This window comes from Actinomyces howellii (genome assembly GCF_900637165.1).
GTDB classification, from domain to species: Bacteria; Actinomycetota; Actinomycetes; order Actinomycetales; family Actinomycetaceae; genus Actinomyces; species Actinomyces howellii.
This window is the reverse complement of sequence record NZ_LR134350.1, coordinates 2202744-2224035: the sequence shown is the minus strand read 5'-3', so window position 1 is coordinate 2224035 and position 21292 is coordinate 2202744. Positions and strand designations below refer to the sequence as shown.

Genomic DNA, 21292 nt, shown 5'->3' with positions numbered 1-21292 from the left:
CTGGCTCCTTGTCTCTCGTGGCTCTCGTGGCTCTCGTGGCTCTCGTGACGGGTGGCGGGCTGGTGCCTCAGCGACCCCGCCGCACAGGGGCGGGCCGACAGCACCCCGGCGGGCAGACGGTGTGGAAGGGACCGGTACCCGTGGTCGAGGCCGGCACGACCCTCTGGCCCCTGGCCGTGGCCGCGCGCTCGGAGAGCAGGTCGGCCAGGGAGGAGACGAAGGCGGGGTGCGTCCCGGCGGTGGCGGCGCGGCGGAAGGGCAGGCGCAGCGCGGCGGCCGTCGCGGCCGCCTCGGTGTCGAGGTCGAAGACGACCTCCATGTGGTCCGAGACGAAGCCGATGGGCGCCAGGACGACGCCGGCGGGCACCGGCACCCGTCGACCGTCGGTGAGCCGTCCAGCGGCGAGCGCGGCGAGGTGGTCGTTGACGTCGGGCTCGAGCCACCTGGCCTGCGGCGGGCCCGAGCGGGAGCAGTAGACGAGGTCGGTCTCCGGCGGCGCGTCGAGGCCGAGAAGCTCGGTGACAGCGGGACGGAGGACCTCGATGAGCCGCTCGTGCTGCGTGACGTAGGAGACCTCAGTGCTCAGGTCCGGGGCGAGCCCCGGGTCGGGCAGGCCCCCGGCCTGGGGCACCAAGGCCCCGCTCTGCCCAGGCAGGGGGGCCGAGAGGTGCTCCATCACCTCGGGGACGGAGTGGGTGACGCACACGAGCCGGATCCCAGAGGCCACCACCCCCTGGGAGGTCAGGGCCGTGAAGGCCTCGGCGACAGCCTCGACGTTGGCCCTGAGCATCCCCGGGGTGTTGAAGGAGGGCCTGGTCTTGTCGACCACGAGGTCGACGGGCGGCCCGCCGGGGCCGCCGACCCGGGCGGAGGCGTCGGCGTCGGCCCCGCGGCCGGTCTCCCCGTCAAGGCCTGCCGCGAGCAGGGTCAGCGCCGCCTCGAGGTCCTCGCGGTACTGGCGGCATCCGGAGTAGGAGGCGTAGGCGGAGGTCGTGAGCGCCAGGACGCGGCGCGCCCCGTCCCTGGCCAGTGCGCGCAGGGCCTCGGAGACGAAGGGGTGCCAGTTGCGGTTGCCCACGGCGACGGGCACCGCCGACCCCCGGGCGAGGAGCTCGTCGCGCAGGGCCCGACGCAGCTCGGCGTTGCGGGCGTTGATCGGCGACACCCCGCCGAAGCGGGCGTAGTGCCCTGAGACCTCGACGAGGCGGGAGTCCGGCACGCCCCGGCCCGCGGTCGCGTTGCGCATGAAGGGGAGGACGGCCTGGGGCCCGTCAGGGCCGCCGTAGGACAGGATGAGGACGGCGTCGTAGGGGGCCAGCGGGTCGCTCACGCACCCTCCGTCCCGGACACCCCGACCACCGCACCGCTGCGACCGGCCCGCAGGCGGTGGGACGGGTCGCTGCCGATGACGAGGAGCGGACCGGGTCGCGCCGCCTCGTCGTGGACGGCCGCCACGGCGCTCGAGCCGACGACGAGCTCGAGGGCGTCGAGGTAGTCCTGGGCCCGCCCCTGCTCGCCGGCGGCGCGAGCGGCGACGGTGGGCATGTGGAGGAGGCGGGCAGCCACCCTGCGCAGTGCCCGCGCGGCCTCCTCGACCTCGACGACCCCACCGGCGGGCAGACGGGCGATCTCCTCGGCGACGACGCCGTCGACATGGGAGCGCAGGGTGCGCACGACCGGGTCCATCCGACGCCCTGAGAGCACCCGCTCGTAGAGCTCGAGCTCCTCGTCGAGGATCGCGCGCGCCGCATCGACCTGGGAGGCCTGCGCCTCGGGCACGCCTCGCTGGACGGCATGCAGGTCGATGAGGCGGAGCCCGGGCAGGCTCCGCACCGACTCCTCGACGTCACGGGCCAGGGCCAGGTCGAGCACGACGAGCTCTCCCCTGCCCGGTGCGCGCCCCTCAAGAGCCAGGGCGACGAGCCCGTGGCTGAGCACGGGGGCGTCCAGGCCCCGGCAGGTGACGACGAGGTCGGCCTCCCCCAGGGCGCGAGGGAGGTCCTGGACCGGCACCGCTCGCAGCCCCCGCTTGCGGGCGAAGGCCTCCGCCCGGGCCGAGCGGGAGTGGACGCGGATGTCGGTGACACCGTGCCTGCGCAGGGAGGACACCGTGGCTCCCGCGTAGGCGCCGGTGCCGACGACGAGGACGCGCACGGCAGGCAGGGCGGGCAGGTGGGGGGAGGCCAGGTCGATGCCGACGTCGACCACCGAGCGCCCCGCGCCCGCCAGGCCCGTCTCCCGCGCCACGCGCCGGGAGGCGGAGGAGGCGTGCTCGACGGCGCGCGCGATGTCACCCGTGAGGGTCCCGTCCTGGGAGGCGACGGTCAGGGCCCGGCGCAGCTGGCCGGCGATCTCCCGCTCCCCGACCACCATCGACTCCAGGCCCGCGGCGGTGGCGAAGAGCTCGCGGTGGGCGTCCCCTCCCGACCAGGTGCTCAGGCGCACAGGCGCCCCGGAGGAGCCAGCCGGCCCGCCGGGTCCTGCGGGGCGGTCGTGGCCCTCCGGAGTCGGCCGGGCACCGGAGCCGGCGCGCAGGGCACGGGCGAGGAGGAACCGCTCGACCCTGTCCCGAAGGGGCTCGACCGGCATCTCCTCCGGTGCGTCGACGAGGAGGGCGAGCCGGTTGCACGTGCGCAGGACGAGGGCGCCACGCAGGTCGGGAACCTCCCGGAGCAGGTCCGGCCCGCAGCACGCGGCGGCCGACCCGAGGAGCGCGACGGCGTCCAGGCCGTGCGTCCGATGGTCACAGGACAGCAGGTGGAGTGTCATAGCGCGCCCAGTCAATCACAGTCCACCGAATAGAGCAGCATGCACGCACGACAATCAGCAGGTTTATCACGACGCGTCATCAGAAAAGCCCCAAGCCGCATGAGGCTATTATTCCTATCATCTTCCCGCCCCTGCTCGGACTCGCATTCTGCCAGTCTTCTCAAAGCGTCGGCACAGCGATTCCTGATAGAACGGGGGTTGCATGCGGAAACGGGGCGCGGGAGGTTGCACGGAATACGCGTACGCTGACCGCACGGCGCCCGAGGCACGTACACCGCACCGACACGAGGAGCGCACTCGATGATCGACGACCACCGGCGGCACCCGCACCCCGATGCGGGCCGACCGGAGCACGATGACAGGGACCGACACGACACGCCCGCGCTGCTCGAGGCCCTCGACGGGCGGCGCCCCCGCCGCACCCCGGTGTGGTTCATGCGTCAGGCCGGGCGCTCGCTGCCCGAGTACAGGGCGCTGCGGCAGAGGGCGGGGGTCTCGATGCTCGACGCGTGCCTGACCCCCGCGCTCGCCGCCCTGGCCACGGTCCAGCCCGTGCACCGTCACGGCGTCGACGCCGCAGTCCTGTTCTCCGACATCGTCGTGCCGCTGCGCCTGGCGGGGGTGGGGGTGCGGATCGAGACGGGAACGGGCCCGGTCATCGACGCGCCGGTCCGCGGCCGCCGCGACGTGGCGGCGCTGGCGTCCCGGCACCTCGGGGACGACGAGGCCGGGGCCCTGGGGGCCCAGGCCGTCGGCGACGCCGTGACGATGGCTGTCGACGAGCTCGGCTCGCCGAGCTCGCCACCGCGCCCCGGGGCGGCCGGCGGGAGGATCTGGGGCGGAGACCAGGCGAGGGACCGCTCCTCGACCGCGCGTCGGCTCGCAGGCGCACGCGAGTCGCGCGGCGAGGCGGGCTGGACCCCGCTCATCGGCTTCGGTGGCGCGCCCTTCACGCTGGCCGCCTACCTCGTCGAGGGACGGCCGAGCCGCGACCACCTCGCGGCGCGCACCCTCATGCACTCCGACCCGGCGGCGTGGGACGCGCTTATGACCTGGTGCGCGACGACGACGGCGGCCTTCATGAGCCTCCAGGTGCGCGCTGGCGCGAGCGCTGTCCAGCTCTTCGACTCCTGGGCCGGCTCCCTGTCCCCCGAGGACTACCGCGAGCACGTCCTGCCCTACTCCGCCCTCGTCCTGGAGATCGTGAGCCGGGCCGTGTCCCCCACGACCGGCAGGCCGGCTCCGGTCATCCACTTCGGCACCGGCACCGCGCGCATCCTGCCCGACATGCGCCGGGCGGGTGCGCAGGCGGTCGGGGTCGATGACCGCACCGGCCTCGCCGAGGCGATCACCGCGCTCGACCACGACGGGCAGGGGCCCTGCCCGGTCCAGGGCAACATCGACCCGGCGCTCCTGGCGGCGCCGTGGGAGGTGCTCGGCGAGGCGGTCGACGCCTGCCTCGAGGCCGGGCGCCGCGCCCCGGGGCACGTGGTCAACCTCGGTCACGGGGTGCCGCCGTCGACCGACCCGGACGTGCTCACCAGGGTGGTGGCCCGGGTCCACGGCTCACCGGGCTGGGAGCGGGCGGCGGTTGACGGGTGGCAGTCGTGGGACGACTGGCAGGACCTCGAGGGCGCGGCATGAGCGCCTCGGCGGCCACGCGCCTCAGCCCCGACGGCCCCGACGACCCCGACGGCCCCGACGGCCCCGACGGCCAGGCTCCCCGGCTGGTGCCGGACGGGTCGGCGTGGGACGCGGTCGTCGTCGGCGCGGGAGCTGCCGGGCTGACCGCCGCCTGGGAGCTGAGCCGCGCGGGCGCCCGGACCCTCCTGGTCGAGGCCGGGCCCGAGGTCGGCGGGCTCGTGCGCGCGGGCACCGTCGCCGGGGTGCGAGTCGACCTCGGCGCGGAGAGCCTGGCCCTGCGCGGTGAGTCGGTCGCGCAGGCCGTCGCAGAACTCGGTCTCGAGCTCGTCGGCCCGGCGGGCGGCCGTTCGTGCCTCGTCCTGCCCGACCCCGGGACGCAGGGCTCCTCCTGGCGCGCCCACCCCTTCCCTCGTGACTCCTACCTCGGTATCCCGGCCGACCCCCTGGCCCAGGACGTCGTGTCGGTCATCGGTCTCGACGCCGCCCTGCGCGCCTCCCGGGACGCGGAGCTGCCGGCCGGCCTCGGGACCGGCCCCCAGGACCCGGCCGACCTGGGGTCCCTCGTGCGCGCACGCATGGGCAGCGGGGTCCTCGAACGGCTCGTCGACCCGATCGTCACCGGCATCCACGGCTCACCCGCCTCGGTCCTCGCGGCCCAGGCCGTCGCACCGGGCCTGCGGGAGGCCACCGCGCGCCTGGGATCGCTCCAGGCGGCCGTCGCCGAGGTCGTCGCGGGCAGGTCCCGCCGCGCGGGCGGGGCCGCCGCCCTCGTCCCCCGCGGCGGCCTGTTCCGGCTCACCGAGGAGCTGCGTCGCGCTGTCGAGGCCTCGGGCGGCCGCGTGGCGACCGGGACGGTCGTGCGGGGGCTGCGTCGCGAGCGCCCTGGCGGCGGGGACGGCGCGTGGTCGGTGGGGCTGGCGCCCGCGGCACCGGGCGACGCGCCCCTGGGCACGGTCCGCTGCGGCGCGGTGGTCCTGGCCTGCCCGATGGCCGAGGCCCTCAGGCTTCTGGGGGGCCTGGACGGTGCGGTCGACGTGGCGGGGATCGAGGCGACCGCCGGGGCTCGGGTCACCCGGCTCATCGTCGTGGCCCGCGCGGCCGGCCTGGACAGCGCCCCCCTGGGCCCGGGCGCGCTCGTGGCCGACGGGTCCGCCCCGGCGGGCGAGGGCGGCGGGACACGGGTCACGGCGCTGACCCACCTGTCAGTCAAGTGGCCGTGGATCGCCCAGGAGCTGCGCGAGGCCCACGGGGAGCACGTCCACGCCCTACGCCTGTCCTACGGGCGCGCAGGCGCCGTCGGGCGCCCGGAGGCGGCTGTGGCCGGCACCCGGCACGCAGGACCCGCCCCGGAAGCCGGCCGGGAGCGGGGCGAGACCAGCGGGGAGCCGGTGGGCCTGCCCCGGGCGCTGGCCGACGTCGAGCTGCTCACGGGCGTGAGGATCGCTTCGTCGGAGGTCATCGACTCCACGCTCGTGACCTGGCAGGGCCGACCTCCGCCGGCCACCCCGGAGCGCCGGGAGCGCCTGGCCCGCCTGGAGTCCGAGGCCCGCGCGGTGCCGGGGCTGGCCGTGACCGGGGAGTGGGTGGCCGGGACCGGGATCTCCTCGGTCATCACCCACGCCCGGAAACGGGCCGCCACGCTGACCGGCGCCCCCGGGGCGCCGGTAGGCTGACAGTGTCCGCGGCCTGTCCGCGGCCTGTCCGCGGCCTGCTCGCGGCACGAGAACGGAGGCAGCAGATGGCCGGCACTCGCACACTCCGCCTGGGGACCCGCGGATCGTCCCTGGCCAGGGCACAGTCCGGGCAGGTCGCCCGGGCGCTGACCCTGGCCGCCGAGCACGCAGGCCTCGACGTCGCGGTCTCGCAGACCCTCATCCGCACCCAGGGCGACGTCGACGCCACCGCGCTCGCCCGCCTGGGCGGGGCCGGGGTCTTCACCGCGGCGCTGCGCACCGCCCTCCTCCAGCGGCGGTGCGACCTGGCCGTCCACTCCCTCAAGGACCTGCCGGTGGCCCCCGCCCCCGGGCTGAGCCTGGTCGCGGTCCCACCCAGGCAGGACCCGCGGGACGCGCTGTGCGCCGCAGGCGGCGCCGCGCAGGGCCTGACGGTGGCAGACCTGCCCCGGGGGGCACGGGTGGGCACGGGATCCCCACGGCGCGCCGCCCAGCTGCTCGCCGTGCGCCCCGACCTCGAGGTGGTCGAGATCCGCGGCAACGTCCCCACCCGCCTGGCGCGCGTCTCCGGGGTCTCAGCCCGCCCGGACGGTCCGATGGGCGCTCGTGACGCCGACCTCGACGCCGTCGTCCTGGCCCTGGCGGGGCTGCGGCGCCTTGGCCTCGAGGAGCACGTGAGCCAGGTCCTGCCCACGGGCTGCGGCACCTCGAGACCGCCGGACCGAGGGCCAAAGGTCGGCCCGGGCGGACCGGTCGCCCCCCTCGGGAAGGGCGGGACGAGCGGTCCGGAGGGGCTCGACCCGGCCGATCCGGCCGATCCGGCCGATCCGGCCGATCCGGCCGATCCGGTCATGGTGCCGGCCCCGGGCCAGGGGGCGCTGGCGGTCGAGGTGCGCACAGAGCTGGTTGAGACCGACCCCGACCTGGCCGCGCTGCTCGTCGCGCTCGACGACCCGGCGACTCGGGCGGCCGTGACCGCCGAGCGCGCCGTCCTGCACCGCCTCCAGGCGGGCTGCGCCGCACCGGTAGGGGCGCTGGCGACCGTCCAGGACACCAGCCTGCACCTCGAGGCGGTTGTCGCAGCCGTGGACGGATCGGCCCTCGTGCGCCGCAGCGCCAGCCTCCCCCTGCCCGACCCCACCGCGGGGCGCGGTGACCCCGGAGCCGACCCGGGGTCGGCGCAGGCGACGGCGCTCGGGGAGGCGATTGCCGAGGAGCTCCTCGCGGCCGGCGCCGCCGGGCTGACCGACCTCAGCGCCGGCCGACCCGGGAGCCGCAGGTGAGCGGCGCCCCGGCAGCCCCGCTCAGAGGACGGCGGGTGCTCCTGCCCCGGACCCGGCCGCGCGACGGGCTCGCCGAGGCGCTCCGAGAGGCCGGCGCCGAGGTGCTGAGCGCCGAGCTCGCCGTCACCGTGCCCACGCCCGGCGCCCGACAGGCCCTGTCCGAGGCGCTCGACCGGAGCGAGGACGCCTGGCTCGTGCTCACCAGCTCGCGCGCGCTGGGCGCGCTCGACCCCCGGCACCTGCCTGCGACGACGCCCGTGGCCGTCGTCGGTCCCGCCACCGCCGAGTCCTTCCGGGAGCTGACCGGTGCGAGCCCCCGGATCGTCTCGGCAGGCAGCGCGGCGGCTCTCCTGGCCGAGCCGGAGCTCTGCGCGCCCCAGGGGCGCGACCGGATCATCCTGCCCTGCTCGGCCATCGCCCCCGACCGCCTCGCCCGGGGACTGCGCGAGCGGGGATGGAGGGTCGAGGTCCTGCCGGTCTACACGACCACCACCGCCGACCCCTCCCACGTGCCGCCCGGGCTGCGCCGGGCGTGGGCGGACGGCGAGGTCGACGCGGTCGTCCTGACCGCGGGGTCGAGCGCCGCGGCGCTCGTCGACCTGCTCGGGCCGCCCCCGCGGGCCACGCGCCTCGTGGCACTGGGCCCCTCGACCGCCGAGCGGGCGCGCAGGCTCGGCCTGACCCCGCACGCCGTGGCCGCCTCGCCCCTGCCCGCGCAGGTACGCGACGCCGTCGTGTCGGCACTCACCGATCCTCACGAGGAGACGACCACCCCATGACCCAGGACAACCCACCTCAGAACCCGGCAGCCAGTGCCCCTGCCGGCGGCGCCCCGCAGCCGGTCGCCCACTCCTCCCCCGCCGCCGGCTTCCTCGCCGCCCGGGGCGTCCCCGCTCCCGTGCCGCCTGTCGTGCGCCCGCGGCGAGGACGCACGACGTCGGCCATGCGCGGCCTCGTGGCCCAGACGCGCCTGGCGCCCGCCCAGCTCGCCGCACCGGTCTTCGTGCGCGAGGGCATCAGCTCCCCGGTCCCGGTCGAGGCGATGCCCGGCGTCGTCCAGCACACCCTGGACTCGCTGCGCCGAGAGGCCACCGCCTGCGCCGAGGCGGGGATCGGGGCGATCGTCCTGTTCGGGGTGCCCCAGAAGCGCGACGCCGTGGGGTCGGGGGCCTGGGACGGCGAGGGCATCCTCAACCGGGGCGTGGCGGCGGTGCGCGCTGAGGTCGGCGACGCCCTCGTCGTGTGCACCGACACCTGCCTCGACGAGTTCACGAGCCACGGCCACTGCGGGATCCTGCGGGAGCACGGCCCGCGCGCCGGGGAGGTCGACAACGACGCGACGCTGGCCCTCTACCAGGCGATGGCGGTGGCCCAGGCCGAGGCGGGGGCGCATATGGTCTCCCCCTCAGGCATGATGGACGGGCAGGTCGCGGCGATCCGCGCCGCCCTGGACGCCACCGGGCACGAGGACGTCGCGATCCTGGCCTACTCGGCCAAGTATGCCTCGGCCTACTACGGCCCCTTCCGCGAGGCGGTGCGCTCGACGCTGCGCGGCGACCGGTTGACCTACCAGCAGGACCCCGCCAACCGGCGCGAGGGGCTGCGCGAGGCCCTGCTCGACGTCGCCGAGGGAGCCGACATCGTCATGGTCAAGCCGGCTGGCCCCTACCTCGACGTCGTCGCCGAGGTCGCCGCGGCCAGCCCGGTGCCGGTGGCGGCCTACCAGGTCTCCGGAGAGTACGCGATGGTCGAGGCGGCCGCCGCGCGCGGCTGGATCGAGCGGGAGCGGGTCGTCATGGAGTCGGTCCTGGGGATCGTGCGCGCCGGGGCGAGCACGGTCCTGACCTACTGGGCCCGCGAGATCGCCGAGGGGATCGGTTCCCGTCCCTGACCCCGCCAGCCCGTAGGCTTCGGGCAGACACCGACCCAGGAGACCGACATGACGCCCACGACCGTCCCCACCCCGCCCGTCGACGACCCGAGGCGGCCCGCGACGAGCGCGGCGCTCTTCGAGGCCGCGCGCGCCGTCATCCCGGGGGGCGTGGACTCCCCGGTGCGCGCCTTCGGGTCGGTGGGCGGGGCTCCCGCCTTCATCAGCTCCGCCAGCGGTGCGCGCGTGCGCAACGTCGAGGGGCGCGAGTACGTCGACCTCGTCGGCTCCTGGGGCCCGGCCCTCCTCGGTCACGCCCACCCCGAGGTCGTCGAGGCGGTGCGCCGGGCCGCCGGGCGGGGGCTGTCCTTCGGCGCCCCCACCGCGGCCGAGACCGCCCTGGCCGAGGCGGTGCGCTCCCGTGTTCCCGCCGCCGAGCGGGTGCGCCTCGTGTCCACCGGAACCGAGGCGACGATGACCGCCGTGCGGCTGGCCCGGGGAGCCACCGGACGCGACCTCGTCGTCAAGTTCTCCGGCTGCTACCACGGTCACAGCGACGGGCTGCTGGCCGAGGCCGGATCGGGGCTGGCCACCGGCGGGCTGCCCGGCTCGGCGGGCGTCCCGGCCGCGGTTGCGGGACTGACGATCGTCCTGCCCTACAACGACCTCGAGGCCCTGAGGGCCTGCTTCTCGGCGCACGGGGAGAGGATCGCCGCGGTCATCACCGAGGCGGCGCCTGCGAACATGGGCGTCGTGCCGCCGGCCCCCGGGTTCAATGAGGCGATCCGCACGGTCACAGCCGAGCACGGGGCCCTCATGATCGCCGACGAGGTGCTCACCGGCTTCCGGGTCGGACCCGCGGGCTTCTGGGGGCTGGAGGCCCTCGACGGGTGGGACCGCACCCAGGCGGGCACCGGCGTCACCCCCTCACGACCCGGCGCCGACTGGAGGCAGCGAGCCACCTGGGTGCCCGACCTGCTCACCTTCGGCAAGGTCGTCGGCGGGGGCGCGCCGCTGGCCGCTGTCGCAGGGCGCGCCGAGCTCATGGAGTTGCTCGCGCCGACCGGACCGGTCTACCAGGCGGGCACCTTGTCGGGCAGTCCCTTGGCCACCGCGGCCGGCTTGGCCACCCTGGCCCTGGCCGACGACGAGGTCTACGCGACCGTGGCCCAGCACGCCGGGCAGATCGCCCAGGTGGTCGGTCAGGCGCTCGAGGCTCAGGGGGTGCCCCACCGGGTGCAGCACGCCGGCTCCCTGTTCTCGGTGTTCTTCGGACAGCGGGCTGCGGAGCAGCCTGTGGGCTCCTACGAGGAGGCCCGGGCTCAGGAGACCTGGCGCTTCGCCCCGTTCTTCCACGCCTTCCTCGACGCAGGCGTCGCCCTTCCGCCCAGCGTCTTCGAGGCGTGGTTCGTCTCGGCCGCGCACGGGCAGGCGGAGGTCGAGCTCATCGCCCGGGCGGCGGGTGAGGCCGCACGGGCGGCCGCCCAGGCCCGGCCTCCGGCCTGAGGGCACTGGCCGGGACGTCCGGCCGCAGGGGCCTGGCCAGCGGCCGCAGGCGCACCCGTACCCGGGGGCCTGGCACGGCGGCCGCAGGCGCACCCGTACCCGGGGGCCTGGCACAGCGGCCGCAGGCGCACCCGAACCCGCGTGAGCACCCGGAGGAGGCTTGACCCGCGCGGGGCACGGTGCACCACCGGGGCAGGTCCACCGCGGCCCTGCCCGGAGGAACCGGGGCCGGCCCCGGGCCGACTCAGGGGAGCCTCAGGGACAGCCCGGATACCGGGGTCCCCGGCCGCGTCCCCACACTGGTGTCATGAGCACGCAGTACCAGTACCCGCCCTCCTCCGCATCCGGCCGTACCGAGTCGTGGCGCTCCGGCCTGCCGCCGCGCTCACGCCGCCGCCTCATCGCCGGGGTGTGCGGCGGCCTGGCCGAGGAGTGGGGGGTCAGCCCCGCCCTCGTGCGCCTGGCCTGCCTCGGGCTGGCTCTCCTGCCCGGCCCGATGTGGGTGGCCTACGTCGTGGGCTGGATCATCATGCCCGAGGCTGACGGCAGGTAGGCCCCGGGGCGCTGGCCGGGGGCGAGCCCCGACCTCGTGCCACAGGCCTCGTGCCACAGGCCTCGCGCACCCTCGCCTGGTTGGGGGCTCGCCTCGCCGGCCCTCCCGAGCCGTGGCCGTGCCGCCCGAGGCGCGGTGAGCACCGGCGGGGGCGAGGGCGTCCCCGCCGCACGGTTGTGGGGTGGCCGCGGCACGATGCGCTGCGGCCACCCCATCACCGTGCCTGGCCGGGTGACGCCCCGGAGGCGTGTACTCAGGCGCTGTAGTTCTGGGCGGACAGGAACCAGCTCTGCTGCTCGAGGCGCTGGGTGAAGTCCTCGAGGATGCCCGAGGAGGACGGGTCGGCCTCGTCGACGTCGTCGTGGATCTCGCGCAGGGTCGTCACCACGGCGTTGATCGCGGCGACGATGTAGTCCACGGCGTCGGAGGTGATGACGGCGCCCTCGGGGGCGACCGGCACACTCGTCTGCGCGGCGACGGTGCCGGGGCGCCCGTCGGGGAAGACGTTGATGGCGCGCATGCGCTCGGCCAGGGTGTCGGAGCCCTCCCGGGCGATGACGACGACCTCGTCGAGGTTGAGGTGGAGGTCGCGGAAGTTGGGGCCGACGACGTTCCAGTGGATCTGCTTGCCGACCAGGCTCAGGGCGGTGATGTCGACAAGCGCGCGCTGGAGGTTCGTGGCCAGCGCCTGTGAGGCGGTGAAGGTCGGGACGACGGCAGGGTTCTTGACAGTCTTCATGCTCATGTGTCTTAGTTTACGATCCCGACCCACTCAATATCTACCCCTATCGCCATGTGGGGTTGACCGCTGAGCGCCGGACTGAGCGCAGCCAGTCGCACGGCCGGCCCTGGGAGCCGGCCGTGCGACGCACGCCGAACCCGGCGGGCCGATGAGGTCAGGACTGAGCCTCGTCCTGGGCGTCCTTGGCGATCTGCGCCTTGATCTCGGCCATGTCCAGTCCGCGGACCTGCTCGATGAGGGAGTCCAGGGCCTTGGCGGGCAGCGCCCCCGCCTCCCGGTAGACCAGGACGTCGTCACGGAAGACCATGAGGGTCGGGATCGAGCTGATGCCAAGGGCCGAGGCCAGGCCCTGCTCCTCCTCGGTGTTGACCTTGGCGAAGGTGATGTCCGGGTTGGCCTCCGAGGCCTTGTCGAACACCGGTGCGAAGCGCATGCACGGCCCGCACCAGGAGGCCCAGAAGTCGACGATGGTGATGCCCTCGCCGCGCACGGTCTCGTTGAACTGCTCGCCGGTGATGCTGGTGGTGGCCATCTGCTGCGTCCCTTTCAGAAGCTGATCCGATCGTCCACGCAACAGCATGGCGACGGCGCCTATTCCGCCCGTGCGGTCGCGGGCGGGTCAACCGGGCCGAGTGCCCCCGTCCCGGTAGGACCATGCCGCGGTCCACCGCGGCCGGGACCCGCACCGACCACCGGTCGGCTCACTGGGTCGCCTAGTCGACCCGCCACGGCCCAGAGGTGTCCAGATCTGCCGCAAAACCTGCGAAGGCGCGATCCGGGGGCGATCGCTCCCGCGGAATCATGCGGATGGGGTGGGCGCCCGACGGAGGTCGACGAATTTTGCGGCAGATTTGGACACGACCGAGGTCCACACGTCCTCAGTGGCCGGCCGGGCGCTCCTTCTGGCAGGCGCCCGGCCGGTCGCCCACGGCGCCGCGGGGCGGCTGGGCGGCACGGTCGGGGCCGACCACGCCACCCAGCCACCCCGCGTGCCAGATGCGGCGATCTCGAGGTGTCAGATGTCCCGATCTCGAGGTGTCACTTGTCCCGATCTCGCGAGGGGTGGGTGGGAGGAGCCTCGGTCAGGGGCGGGCTGCGATGAGCTGTGCGGCCACGAGCTCGGCGAGCTCGACCGCGTTGAGGGCGGCGCCCTTGCGCAGGTTGTCCCCGACTGCGAAGAAGTCGATCCCGTGGCCCTCGTCGAAGGCGCCGTCTGCACGCACGCGCCCCACGAAGGTGCCGTCACGACCCGCGCCCTTGAGGGGGCTGGGGATCTCGTCGTAGATGACGCCCGGCGCGGCCTTGAGCAGCTCGATGGCCCGCTCGGCACTGATCTCCCGGGCGAACTCGGCCGACACGCTCACCCCGTGCCCGGAGAAGACCGGGATGCGCACGCAGGTGCCCGACACGCGCAGCCCCGGGATGCCCAGGATCCTGCGCGACTCGTTGCGCAGCTTCTGTTCCTCGTCGGTCTCCCCGGAGCCGTCCCCCGCGTCGCCCCCGGCCCAGGCGACCGCGTTGAAGGCGATGGTGTCGACGTAGACCTCCGGGTCGGGGAAGGTGACCGCTCGCCCGTCGACACCCAGGCCCTCGATGTCCTGGTCGACGACGGCCCGCACCTGTCCTGCGAGCTCAGCGACCCCGGCGCGCCCGGATCCGGAGACCGCCTGGTAGGTCGAGGCGATGAAGCGCACGAGGCCCGCCTCGTCGTGGAGGGCCTTGAGGGCCGGCATGACGGCCATGGTCGTGCAGTTGGGGTTGGCGATGATGCCCTTGGGGCGGTTGGCCAGGTCCTGCGGGTTGACCTCCGAGACGACGAGGGGGACCTCGGGGTCCTTGCGCCAGGCCGAGGAGTTGTCGATGACGACTGCCCCCGCGGCGGCGAAGGCCGGGGCGTACTGGCGGCTCGTCGAGGCGCCGGCGGAGAAGATCGCGACGTCGATCCCGCTCAGGTCCGCGGTCGCGACGTCCTCGACCTCGACCGTCGCGCCCCGGAAGCTGACACGGGTCCCGGCCGAGCGCGCCGAGGAGAAGAAGCGGACGGCCCGAGCGGGGAAGTCGCGCTCGGCGAGCATCGCGAGCATGACGCGACCGACCTGGCCGGTGGCGCCGACGACTGCGACGCTCACCCCGTCGGCCGGGCCGACGTACTCGTTGACGGGCTGGTTGGTGGTCTGGTCACTCATCGTCCGGTCCCTCCGTACACGACCGCCTCGGCGGCCTGGGCGTCGAGGCCGAATGCGGTGTGGACGGCGCGCACGGCCTCGTCGAGCACGGCGTCGTCGACCACCACCGAGATGCGGATCTCGGAGGTGGAGATCATCTGGATGTTGACCCCGGCGGCGCTCAGCGCGCCGAAGAGCCGGGCGGAGACCCCTGGGTGGGAGCGCATGCCGGCACCGACCAGGGAGAGCTTGCCGATGGAGGAGTTGAACTCCAGGGAGCGGAAGCCCAGCTCGTCGCGCGCCGCCTCAAGGGCGGCGCGGGCTGCCGCGGAGTCCCCGTCGGGGCAGGTGAAGGAGATGTTCGTCAGGCCGGTTCCCTCGGCGGAGACGTCCTGGACGATCATGTCGATGTTGGTGTCGGTGCCGGCGACGATCTCGAAGATGCGGGCGGCTGCGCCGGGGACGTCGGGGACGCCGACGAGGGTGATCTTGTCCTGGCTGCGGTCGTGCGCGATGCCGGAGATGACAGGGGCTTCCACGTGGTCCTCCTTGGCGGAACTGCGGGGGCGGGCGGCGGCCCGGGCGTTGATGGCGTGGGTGTGGGCGGCGCCGACCGAGCTCGCGTCCGGGGCGGCGGTGCCGACGGGTGCCACGACCCTACCGGTGACGGCGTCGACGGCGGGACTGTGCGGGGCGCCGGACCCGGAGGTGCTGGCAGCCTGGTCGGCCCCGTCCTGCGAGGGGGCCTCGATGTCGTGGGCGACGATCTCGTCGAGGGCGGCGGCGGCCACTGGCGGGACGAAGGCGCCCGCGGCCCTCGTGCCGTCGTAGATCCACGTGCCGGTCTTGTCCGAGAAGGAGGAGCGCACGTGGATCGGGACGCTGAAGCGGCGGGCGTACTCCACCGCGCGCAGGTGCAGGATCTTGGCGCCGTGGGCAGCGAGCTCGAGAGTCTCCTCGCTGGAGAGGGCCTCGATGCGCCGCGCGGTGGGCACGATCCGCGGGTCGGCGGAGAACAGGCCGTCGACGTCGGTGTAGATCTCGCACACGTCGGCGTTGAGGGCGGCGGCCAGGGCGACGGCGGTCGTGTCCGAGCCTCCGCGCCCCAGGGTGGTGACGTCCTCGACCTCGTTGATGCCCTGGAAGCCCGCGACGATGGCGACGGCACCCATCTGGACGGTGCGGGCGATGCGCTCGGGGATGACGCCGACGATGCTCGCCCGCCCGTACTTGGAGTCGGTGAGCACGCCCGCCTGGGCTCCGGTGTAGGCGCGGGCGGGCACGCCGAGCTCGCCGACGGCCATGGCGAGCAGGGCCATCGAGATGCGCTCGCCCGCAGACAGCAGGATGTCCATCTCGCGGGCCGGGGGCTCGCTCGTCAGGGCACCGGCCATGTCGAGCAGGTCGTCGGTCGTGTCCCCCATGGCCGACACGACGACGACGACCGTGTTGCCGGCCTCGCGCGTGGCCACGACGCGGCGCGCGACTCGGCGCATCGCCTCGATGTCGCTGACGGACGACCCGCCGTACTTCTGCACGACCAATGCCATGTGGGGGTGCTCCTCGCGTGTGTGGACTCTGCGGACAGGACCACGGGCCCGGGAGGGACCGCCCCACGCGGATCGGCGCGGGCGGGCCCACGACGGCGTGGCTGCGCACAGCATACGGGCTGGCGGGCCGGCCGGCGCACCGAGGTCCGCGCCACCGTGCCCGACGTGCGCCGGACCACGACCGACGCAGTCGACCCGCCCGGCAGGACGTCCAGCCCCGGCCGTGCGGGGTCCCGGGCCCGCTGACGAGGAGCGGACCCGAGACCCCGGGGCCTCGGCGGGTCCCTCGGTGCCGGGTCGGCCTACTCCGTTGCCGTAGCCGGGCTTGCGGTCGGGAGGCCGTCGGGCACGGCCAGCTGACTGCCACCGGTTCGTCCTGCCGTGCGCCGGGATGAGGCCTGGAGCAGCACGAGCGCGAGAGGTGCCACGGGGACGATCGCGAAGAACACGGTCGCCCACACCATGTGGAGGCTGAGCAGCTCGTGGATGAGCAGGACCGTGGGAGCGAAGACCACGACGATGATGAAGGCCGCCAGCGCCCCGACCGCCGGCCTCACCCGCCTGGGCGCCAGCGTCGTCAGCGCGAGGGCGAGCGCGGCAAGGACCAGGACGTAGGCGGCGCCGGGTACCAGCACGATGGCCGGCACGCAGGCGGGCGCCAGGAGGAGCAGCACGGCAGCAACGGCCTCCGGCCCGAGCCCTTCCTTCCACCGCTTCACGACGAAGCGCGTCTCAAGGCCGACTCCCGCAAGCACCCCGACGGCGAACATCCAGGTCACCAGCGGGTTCGGCCCCACTCCGCTCTGCGGAGCCCACCCCGCGGTCATCGCGCCGAGCTGCGCCAGTCCCGCGGCGGCGCAGGCGCACGCGGCCCGCCAGCCCAGTCCCCACACGCTCCCCAGGACCCGCTTCCAACGCAGTGTCCTGGCCCGCACCGCGACGACGCCGAGGCAGACCACGACGGCCAGGCACCCCAGGCCGGTGCCGACCTCCGCCGGGTAGCTCACCGTCATGCCCCGCCACAGCGGGAAGAAGTGAAGGTCGCCGTCAGCCGTCAGGGTGGGCGCGTTCCCGTCGAGGACCCAGGCCCGTGTGAGGCCGAGGACCTGGTCCCCGTAGTGCTGGAGGGTCGACTGATCGACGTTGGCCGGAGTGTCCGTGTCGTGGTGGTAGTGCTCGGCGTTCCCGATCGCCGCGATGTTAAGCACCGTGAAGCCCTCGGGGATGAGGACCGTCATGTCGGTGGCGTTGGGCATGAGCGCGTACAAGGAGGGAAACAGGGAGCTGGTCGCGGGCTGCGTGACGTGGCGCAGGAAGTAGCCGGCGACGGCGCTGTTGTTCGGGGAGGTCTCGAACATCAGTGCCGGTCCGCTCGTTCCGCGTGCCTCGAGGTTGACGACGAGCTCGACGTCGTCGTATTCGGAGCGGTGGTAGCGCATCTCGTTGTACGCGCCGACGAGACCGATCTCCTCGGCGTCCGTGATGACGATCTTGAGGGAGTTCTCCGGTTGGCGCCCCTCGGCCTGGATTGCCCGGAGCGTCTCGAGGATGGCGGCCACACCGTAGCCGTCGTCGGCCGCCCCGTGGGAGTCCCCGTCGGTGATGCGCAGCATGCCGTCCTCGTCCAGCTCGACCGTCGAGGAGTCGTAGTGGGCCATGAGCACCATGGTGCGCTCGGACCGTCCCGGCACGTCGACGACGATCGTCTCGGCCGGCGCGTCCTTGACCGCCGCCTGCTGCTCGGGGGACAACTGGTCGAAGGTCTCCTTGTCCTGCGGCCTGCTCAGGTCGAACAGCGGATCTGAGCGCACGGTCGCGGTGTAGCCCAGGTCGGCGAACATGCCGACGACGTCGTCGCGCGCCCGGTCGTGCGCCTCGCGCCTCAGGACGCTGTGGGGCTCGTCGGCAAGCCGGTTGATGACCGTCATGGCGCGCTCGGCGGAGAACGCTGTGGGGTCGGCGGTGGCCGGTACCGAGGGAGGCAGGATGAGGACGCTCAGGCCAGCGACCAACCCTATGAGGCCGGCCAGCGGGGCGAGCAGGCGCCGGGCCAGAGCGGGTGCGGACAATCGGTGAGAGGTCGTGGCACTCATGGACCCAGCCTCTCCTCGCCTCCGCGCCGAGACGATCCTGCCAGCCGGTCAGTACCTGTCGGGCCAGCCCGACGCCGACAGCCGGGTGGGGCGGCGAGCCCGTCCGGGGAGGCGTTGGATCCGTCAGAAGCCGTCGTAACCTACCGAGCCAGTACCGCAGCTCTTCACCCGTCCGGCTGGAGCCAAGCCTGACGTTGTACCCGCCCGAGCCGGGACCGCGGTGATCTCGGCCTCCCAGGGCGGCCCCGTGCCGCCGTCGCGCGGGCCCCGGACTCACCCACCGACGACGAGCGCAGGGCCTCGCACGACACACCCGCCCGCCAACTCGCTGGCCAGCCCCCTCGACACCGCCACCCCGCACTCACTGACCGTCCACAACCACCGCCCCCGTGGAATCAACCATCAAGGGGACCGGCCCCGCGCATCTGCCCGGGCGGGACCCGACGGCGCGGACGTGCGCAGCCAGCGGGCTGGTGGCCCGGCCGGCGTGCTGCTTGGGCCATGATGCTCCTTGCACAAGTCGCCTACCGGTTCCGGACCTGACGGGGAAGTACATCTAGGGACATTCTTTGGGGTGACGCCTTGTACCGGGTCGCTCTCCCCATATCACCGTCCGCTCGACCCAGGCAGGATGGGCCCATGGAGCATGTCGCAGCCTCGCAGCCCGGCGTCCTGGGCGCGTTCTCCCCGGGCCAGTCACCGGGCGCCGCGCAGCCGACCACAGCGGGCCCTCACGAGGCGATCACCGTGCGGGGGGTCAGCCGCTTCTTCGGCACGCACCCCGCCGTCCAGAACCTCGACCTGTCGGTGCCTGGCGGGACCATCACCGGCCTCGTCGGACCCAACGGAGCGGGCAAGACGACCTTGCTGCTCATGCTCGCTGCCCTCCTGGCCCCTGACAGCGGTACCATCCGCGTGGCCGGCCTCGACCCGGTCACCCAGGCCCGCGAGGTCCACCGCGCGGTGGGCTGGATGCCCGACGCCTTCGGTACGTGGGACTCCCTGACCTGCACCGAGATCCTCACGACCTTCGCCTCGGCGCAGGGCATGTCCTCCGCCGAGGCCACTGCGCAGGTGCCCCGCATGCTGGCCACCGTCCACCTCGAGGACATGGCCCGGACCCCGGCCCGCGTCCTGTCCCGGGGCCAGAAGCAGCGCCTGGGCCTGGCGCGCGCCCTCGTCCACTCCCCCCAGGTGCTTCTTCTCGACGAGCCCGCCGCCGGCATGGACCCACGGTCGCGGGCGGACCTTCGCGTCATGCTGCGCGACCTCACCTCGGCGGGCACGACCGTCCTCGTCTCCAGCCACATCCTGGGCGAGCTCGAGGAGATGGTCGACGGGATCGTCGTCATGGCCCGCGGGCGGGCCGTCACAAGCGGCCGGCCTCAGGACGACCAGGGGCCTTCTCCTGCCAGCCCCGTGCCGGTGCTCCGGACGTGGGCGCTGCGGGCGCTCGACCATTCACGCCTGACGCAGTGGGCCCGTGAGAGCGGCCTGCCGGTCACCGCCTGGCAGGAAGACCAGCTGCGCGTCGAGGTCCCGGACGACGCCGAGGCAGCACGGATCCTGCGCCACGCCCTCGAGGCGGGAGTCGAGGTCGTGTCCTTCGCACCGGTCACCGGCACCTTGGAGGAGACCTACCTGGCCATGGAAGGAGAGCGCCGATGAGCCTCACCGGCATCCGTACCGTCATGGTGCTCGAGCTGCGTCAGCGAGTGCGCTCCACCCGGTGGCAGGTCATGCTCGCCATCTGGGGCATCGTGCTCACCATCGTGTGCGGTGGCCTGGCTACCTTGAGCAGTGGGTTCGGCACGACACTCACCGAAGTCACCCCGATGCTCTACGACCTCGTCGTGTGCTTCGTCCTGGGCATCGGGCTCATTGTCGCCCCGACCCTGTCGGCCACCTCGATCAACAGTGACCGGGCCGACGCGACCCTGGCTCTGCTCCAGGCCACCGCTCTGCGCCCTGTGGAGATCGCGGTCGGCAAGCTCGCAGCGGCATGGGCTGCTGCCACGACCTTCCTCGGGGTCGCCCTGCCCTTCCTCCTTGTCCTGACCCTCCTGCGCGGAGCGAGCTGGGCCGCGTTCCTGGCCCACCTGCTCATCCTCGTTGTGAGTCTCGGAGCGGTGTGCGCCGTCGGCCTCGGGTTCTCCGCGGTATGCGCCCGAACCTCCTCCTCAGCCGTGCTCACCTACCTCGTCGTCGCCGCGCTGAGCATCGGCAGCCCCTTGCTCATGATCATCTCAGCGTTGGCCATCACCACTCCCCAGACCGAGATCGTCTATGAGATCGACGACTACTCGGCCAGCCCCCCGACCTGCACGACGACCCCGACGCAGACCACCCACCACGTCCAGCGGCCCGACCTCGTCTGGTGGATGCTCACCCCCAACCCCTTCGTCGCCGTGGCCGACGTCAGCGGTCGCGCCCCCTTCCCGGTCGACCGCTCCGACCCGGACGACGCATCCGCCCTGTCGCTACTAAGCGGTGTGGGACAGTTCGTCGACGAGATACGTACCCCTGAGCCCTCAACAGTCATCATCAACAGGTGCGAGGACGCCGACTCCGTCAGCGCCAGCAACGAGGAGTGGGAGAACATGGACTACCTGGCCTTCTGGCCCGCCAGCCTGCTGCTCCTGGTCGCCCTCGGCGCGGGGGGCACGGCGGCGGCCTCCCGCCGCCTACGGACCCCCGCCGGCGCCCTGCCCCGAGGGATCCGGCTCGCCTGAGCCCGGATCCCGCCACCGGGCTCACGCGTTCGCACCGTGTGCCTCGAGAACGTGCCCTCAAGGTGCGCACCCGCGGCACACGGTACGAACCGGAGGCGCTCAGCCCTCCTCGTCGACGCGACGGCGACCCTCGAAGGCCCTGCCCAGGGTGACCTCGTCGGCGTACTCGAGGTCGCTGCCCACGGGCAGTCCCGAGGCCAGGCGGGAGACCGGGACCTCCATCGTGCGCAGCATGCGAGTGAGGTAGGCGGCGGTCGCCTCGCCGACGACGTCGGGGTCGGTGGCCAGGATGACCTCCTCGACGCCGGCGCCCACCCGGGCGAAGAGCTCGCGGATGCGCAGGTCATCGGGCCCCACCCCGTTGATCGGGTCGATGGCGCCCCCCAGCACGTGGTACAGCCCCCGGTACTCGCGGGTGCGCTCGATGGCCACGACGTCCTTGGGCTCCTCGACGACGCAGATGACCCTCTGGTCCCGACGGGTGTCCCGGCACACGACGCACTGCTCGGACTCGGAGATGTTGCCGCACACGGTGCAGAAACGCACCCGCGCCTTGACCGCCCGCAGCGCCTCGATAAGCCGCTCGACGGCGGCCGAGTCCGCCGCCAGGACGTGGAAGGCCATGCGCTGCGCGGACTTCGGCCCGATGCCGGGCAGCTCGCTGAACTCGTCGATGAGGTCCTGGACGGCCCCCTCGTAGACTGTGGGCACG

General features: G+C 74.1%; 17 protein-coding genes. 9 read left to right on the top strand and 8 right to left on the bottom strand.

The window, feature by feature from the left end:
• Positions 1-67: 67 nt before the first annotated feature.
• Both EL245_RS09320 and EL245_RS09315 read right to left on the bottom strand, forming a co-directional pair.
• Complete coding sequence (locus tag EL245_RS09320; RefSeq protein WP_126382889.1) at positions 68-1330, bottom strand: ferrochelatase; 1263 nt, start codon at positions 1328-1330, stop codon at positions 68-70.
• A complete protein-coding gene (locus EL245_RS09315) occupies positions 1327-2769 on the bottom strand; it encodes a glutamyl-tRNA reductase (protein WP_126382888.1) in 1443 nt (480 codons plus the stop codon). The genes EL245_RS09320 and EL245_RS09315 overlap by 4 nt, the downstream gene beginning before the upstream one ends.
• A 300-nt stretch (positions 2770-3069) precedes the next feature.
• Here EL245_RS09315 and EL245_RS09310 point away from each other — a divergent pair, with 300 nt between their 5' ends.
• The 7 genes from EL245_RS09310 (at position 3070) to EL245_RS09280 (ending at position 11298) form a co-directional block, all read left to right on the top strand.
• Complete coding sequence (locus EL245_RS09310) at positions 3070-4413, top strand: uroporphyrinogen decarboxylase (RefSeq protein WP_126382887.1); 1344 nt, start codon at positions 3070-3072, stop codon at positions 4411-4413.
• Entirely contained in the window at positions 4410-6086 is a 1677-nt protein-coding gene (locus EL245_RS09305; protein ID WP_126382886.1) for a protoporphyrinogen/coproporphyrinogen oxidase, read from the top strand. Before EL245_RS09310 ends, EL245_RS09305 begins: the two co-directional genes overlap by 4 nt.
• A gap of 65 nt (positions 6087-6151) precedes the next feature.
• Complete coding sequence (gene hemC, locus EL245_RS09300) at positions 6152-7369, top strand: hydroxymethylbilane synthase (RefSeq protein WP_126382885.1); 1218 nt, start codon at positions 6152-6154, stop codon at positions 7367-7369.
• Entirely contained in the window at positions 7366-8148 is a 783-nt protein-coding gene (locus EL245_RS09295) for a uroporphyrinogen-III synthase (RefSeq protein ID WP_126382884.1), read from the top strand. The genes hemC and EL245_RS09295 overlap by 4 nt, the downstream gene beginning before the upstream one ends.
• On the top strand, positions 8145-9260 hold the full coding sequence (gene hemB, locus EL245_RS09290) for a porphobilinogen synthase (protein ID WP_126382883.1): 1116 nt from the start codon (positions 8145-8147) through the stop codon (positions 9258-9260). Before EL245_RS09295 ends, hemB begins: the two co-directional genes overlap by 4 nt.
• Positions 9261-9308: 48 nt before the next feature.
• Positions 9309-10745 (top strand): glutamate-1-semialdehyde 2,1-aminomutase, encoded by a 1437-nt coding sequence (locus EL245_RS09285; protein ID WP_126382882.1) that lies wholly within the window; start codon positions 9309-9311, stop codon positions 10743-10745.
• A gap of 307 nt (positions 10746-11052) precedes the next feature.
• Entirely contained in the window at positions 11053-11298 is a 246-nt protein-coding gene (locus EL245_RS09280) for a PspC domain-containing protein (protein WP_126382881.1), read from the top strand.
• 253 nt (positions 11299-11551) lie between these two features.
• On the opposite strand, the gene EL245_RS09275 is transcribed toward EL245_RS09280, so the two are convergent.
• From EL245_RS09275 to EL245_RS09255, 5 genes are all read right to left on the bottom strand, one after another.
• A complete protein-coding gene (locus EL245_RS09275; RefSeq protein WP_126382880.1) occupies positions 11552-12043 on the bottom strand; it encodes a Dps family protein in 492 nt (163 codons plus the stop codon).
• Positions 12044-12194: 151 nt separating this feature from the next.
• Positions 12195-12572 (bottom strand): thioredoxin, encoded by a 378-nt coding sequence (gene trxA, locus EL245_RS09270; RefSeq protein WP_126382879.1) that lies wholly within the window; start codon positions 12570-12572, stop codon positions 12195-12197.
• Between the two features lie 550 nt (positions 12573-13122).
• Complete coding sequence (locus tag EL245_RS09265) at positions 13123-14226, bottom strand: aspartate-semialdehyde dehydrogenase (RefSeq protein ID WP_126382878.1); 1104 nt, start codon at positions 14224-14226, stop codon at positions 13123-13125.
• The gene (locus EL245_RS09260; RefSeq protein ID WP_126382877.1) at positions 14223-15755 is read right to left on the bottom strand and encodes an aspartate kinase; all 1533 of its coding nucleotides are present in this window, start codon (positions 15753-15755) and stop codon (positions 14223-14225) included. The genes EL245_RS09265 and EL245_RS09260 overlap by 4 nt, the downstream gene beginning before the upstream one ends.
• Positions 15756-16057: 302 nt before the next feature.
• Positions 16058-17848: a M20/M25/M40 family metallo-hydrolase gene (locus tag EL245_RS09255; protein WP_126382876.1), complete on the bottom strand. Its 1791-nt coding sequence runs from the start codon at positions 17846-17848 to the stop codon at positions 16058-16060.
• A 639-nt stretch (positions 17849-18487) separates the two neighbouring features.
• On the opposite strand from EL245_RS09255, the gene EL245_RS09250 reads away from it, so the two are divergent.
• Positions 18488-19516, top strand: coding sequence for an ABC transporter ATP-binding protein (locus tag EL245_RS09250; RefSeq protein WP_126382875.1), 1029 nt, complete (start codon positions 18488-18490; stop codon positions 19514-19516).
• Positions 19513-20580, top strand: a complete 1068-nt coding sequence (locus EL245_RS09245) for an ABC transporter permease (protein WP_126382874.1) — start codon at positions 19513-19515, stop codon at positions 20578-20580. Before EL245_RS09250 ends, EL245_RS09245 begins: the two co-directional genes overlap by 4 nt.
• A gap of 99 nt (positions 20581-20679) precedes the next feature.
• On the opposite strand, the gene recR is transcribed toward EL245_RS09245, so the two are convergent.
• Complete coding sequence (recR, locus tag EL245_RS09240; RefSeq protein ID WP_126382873.1) at positions 20680-21291, bottom strand: recombination mediator RecR; 612 nt, start codon at positions 21289-21291, stop codon at positions 20680-20682.
• Between the last annotated feature and the right edge of the window lies 1 nt (position 21292).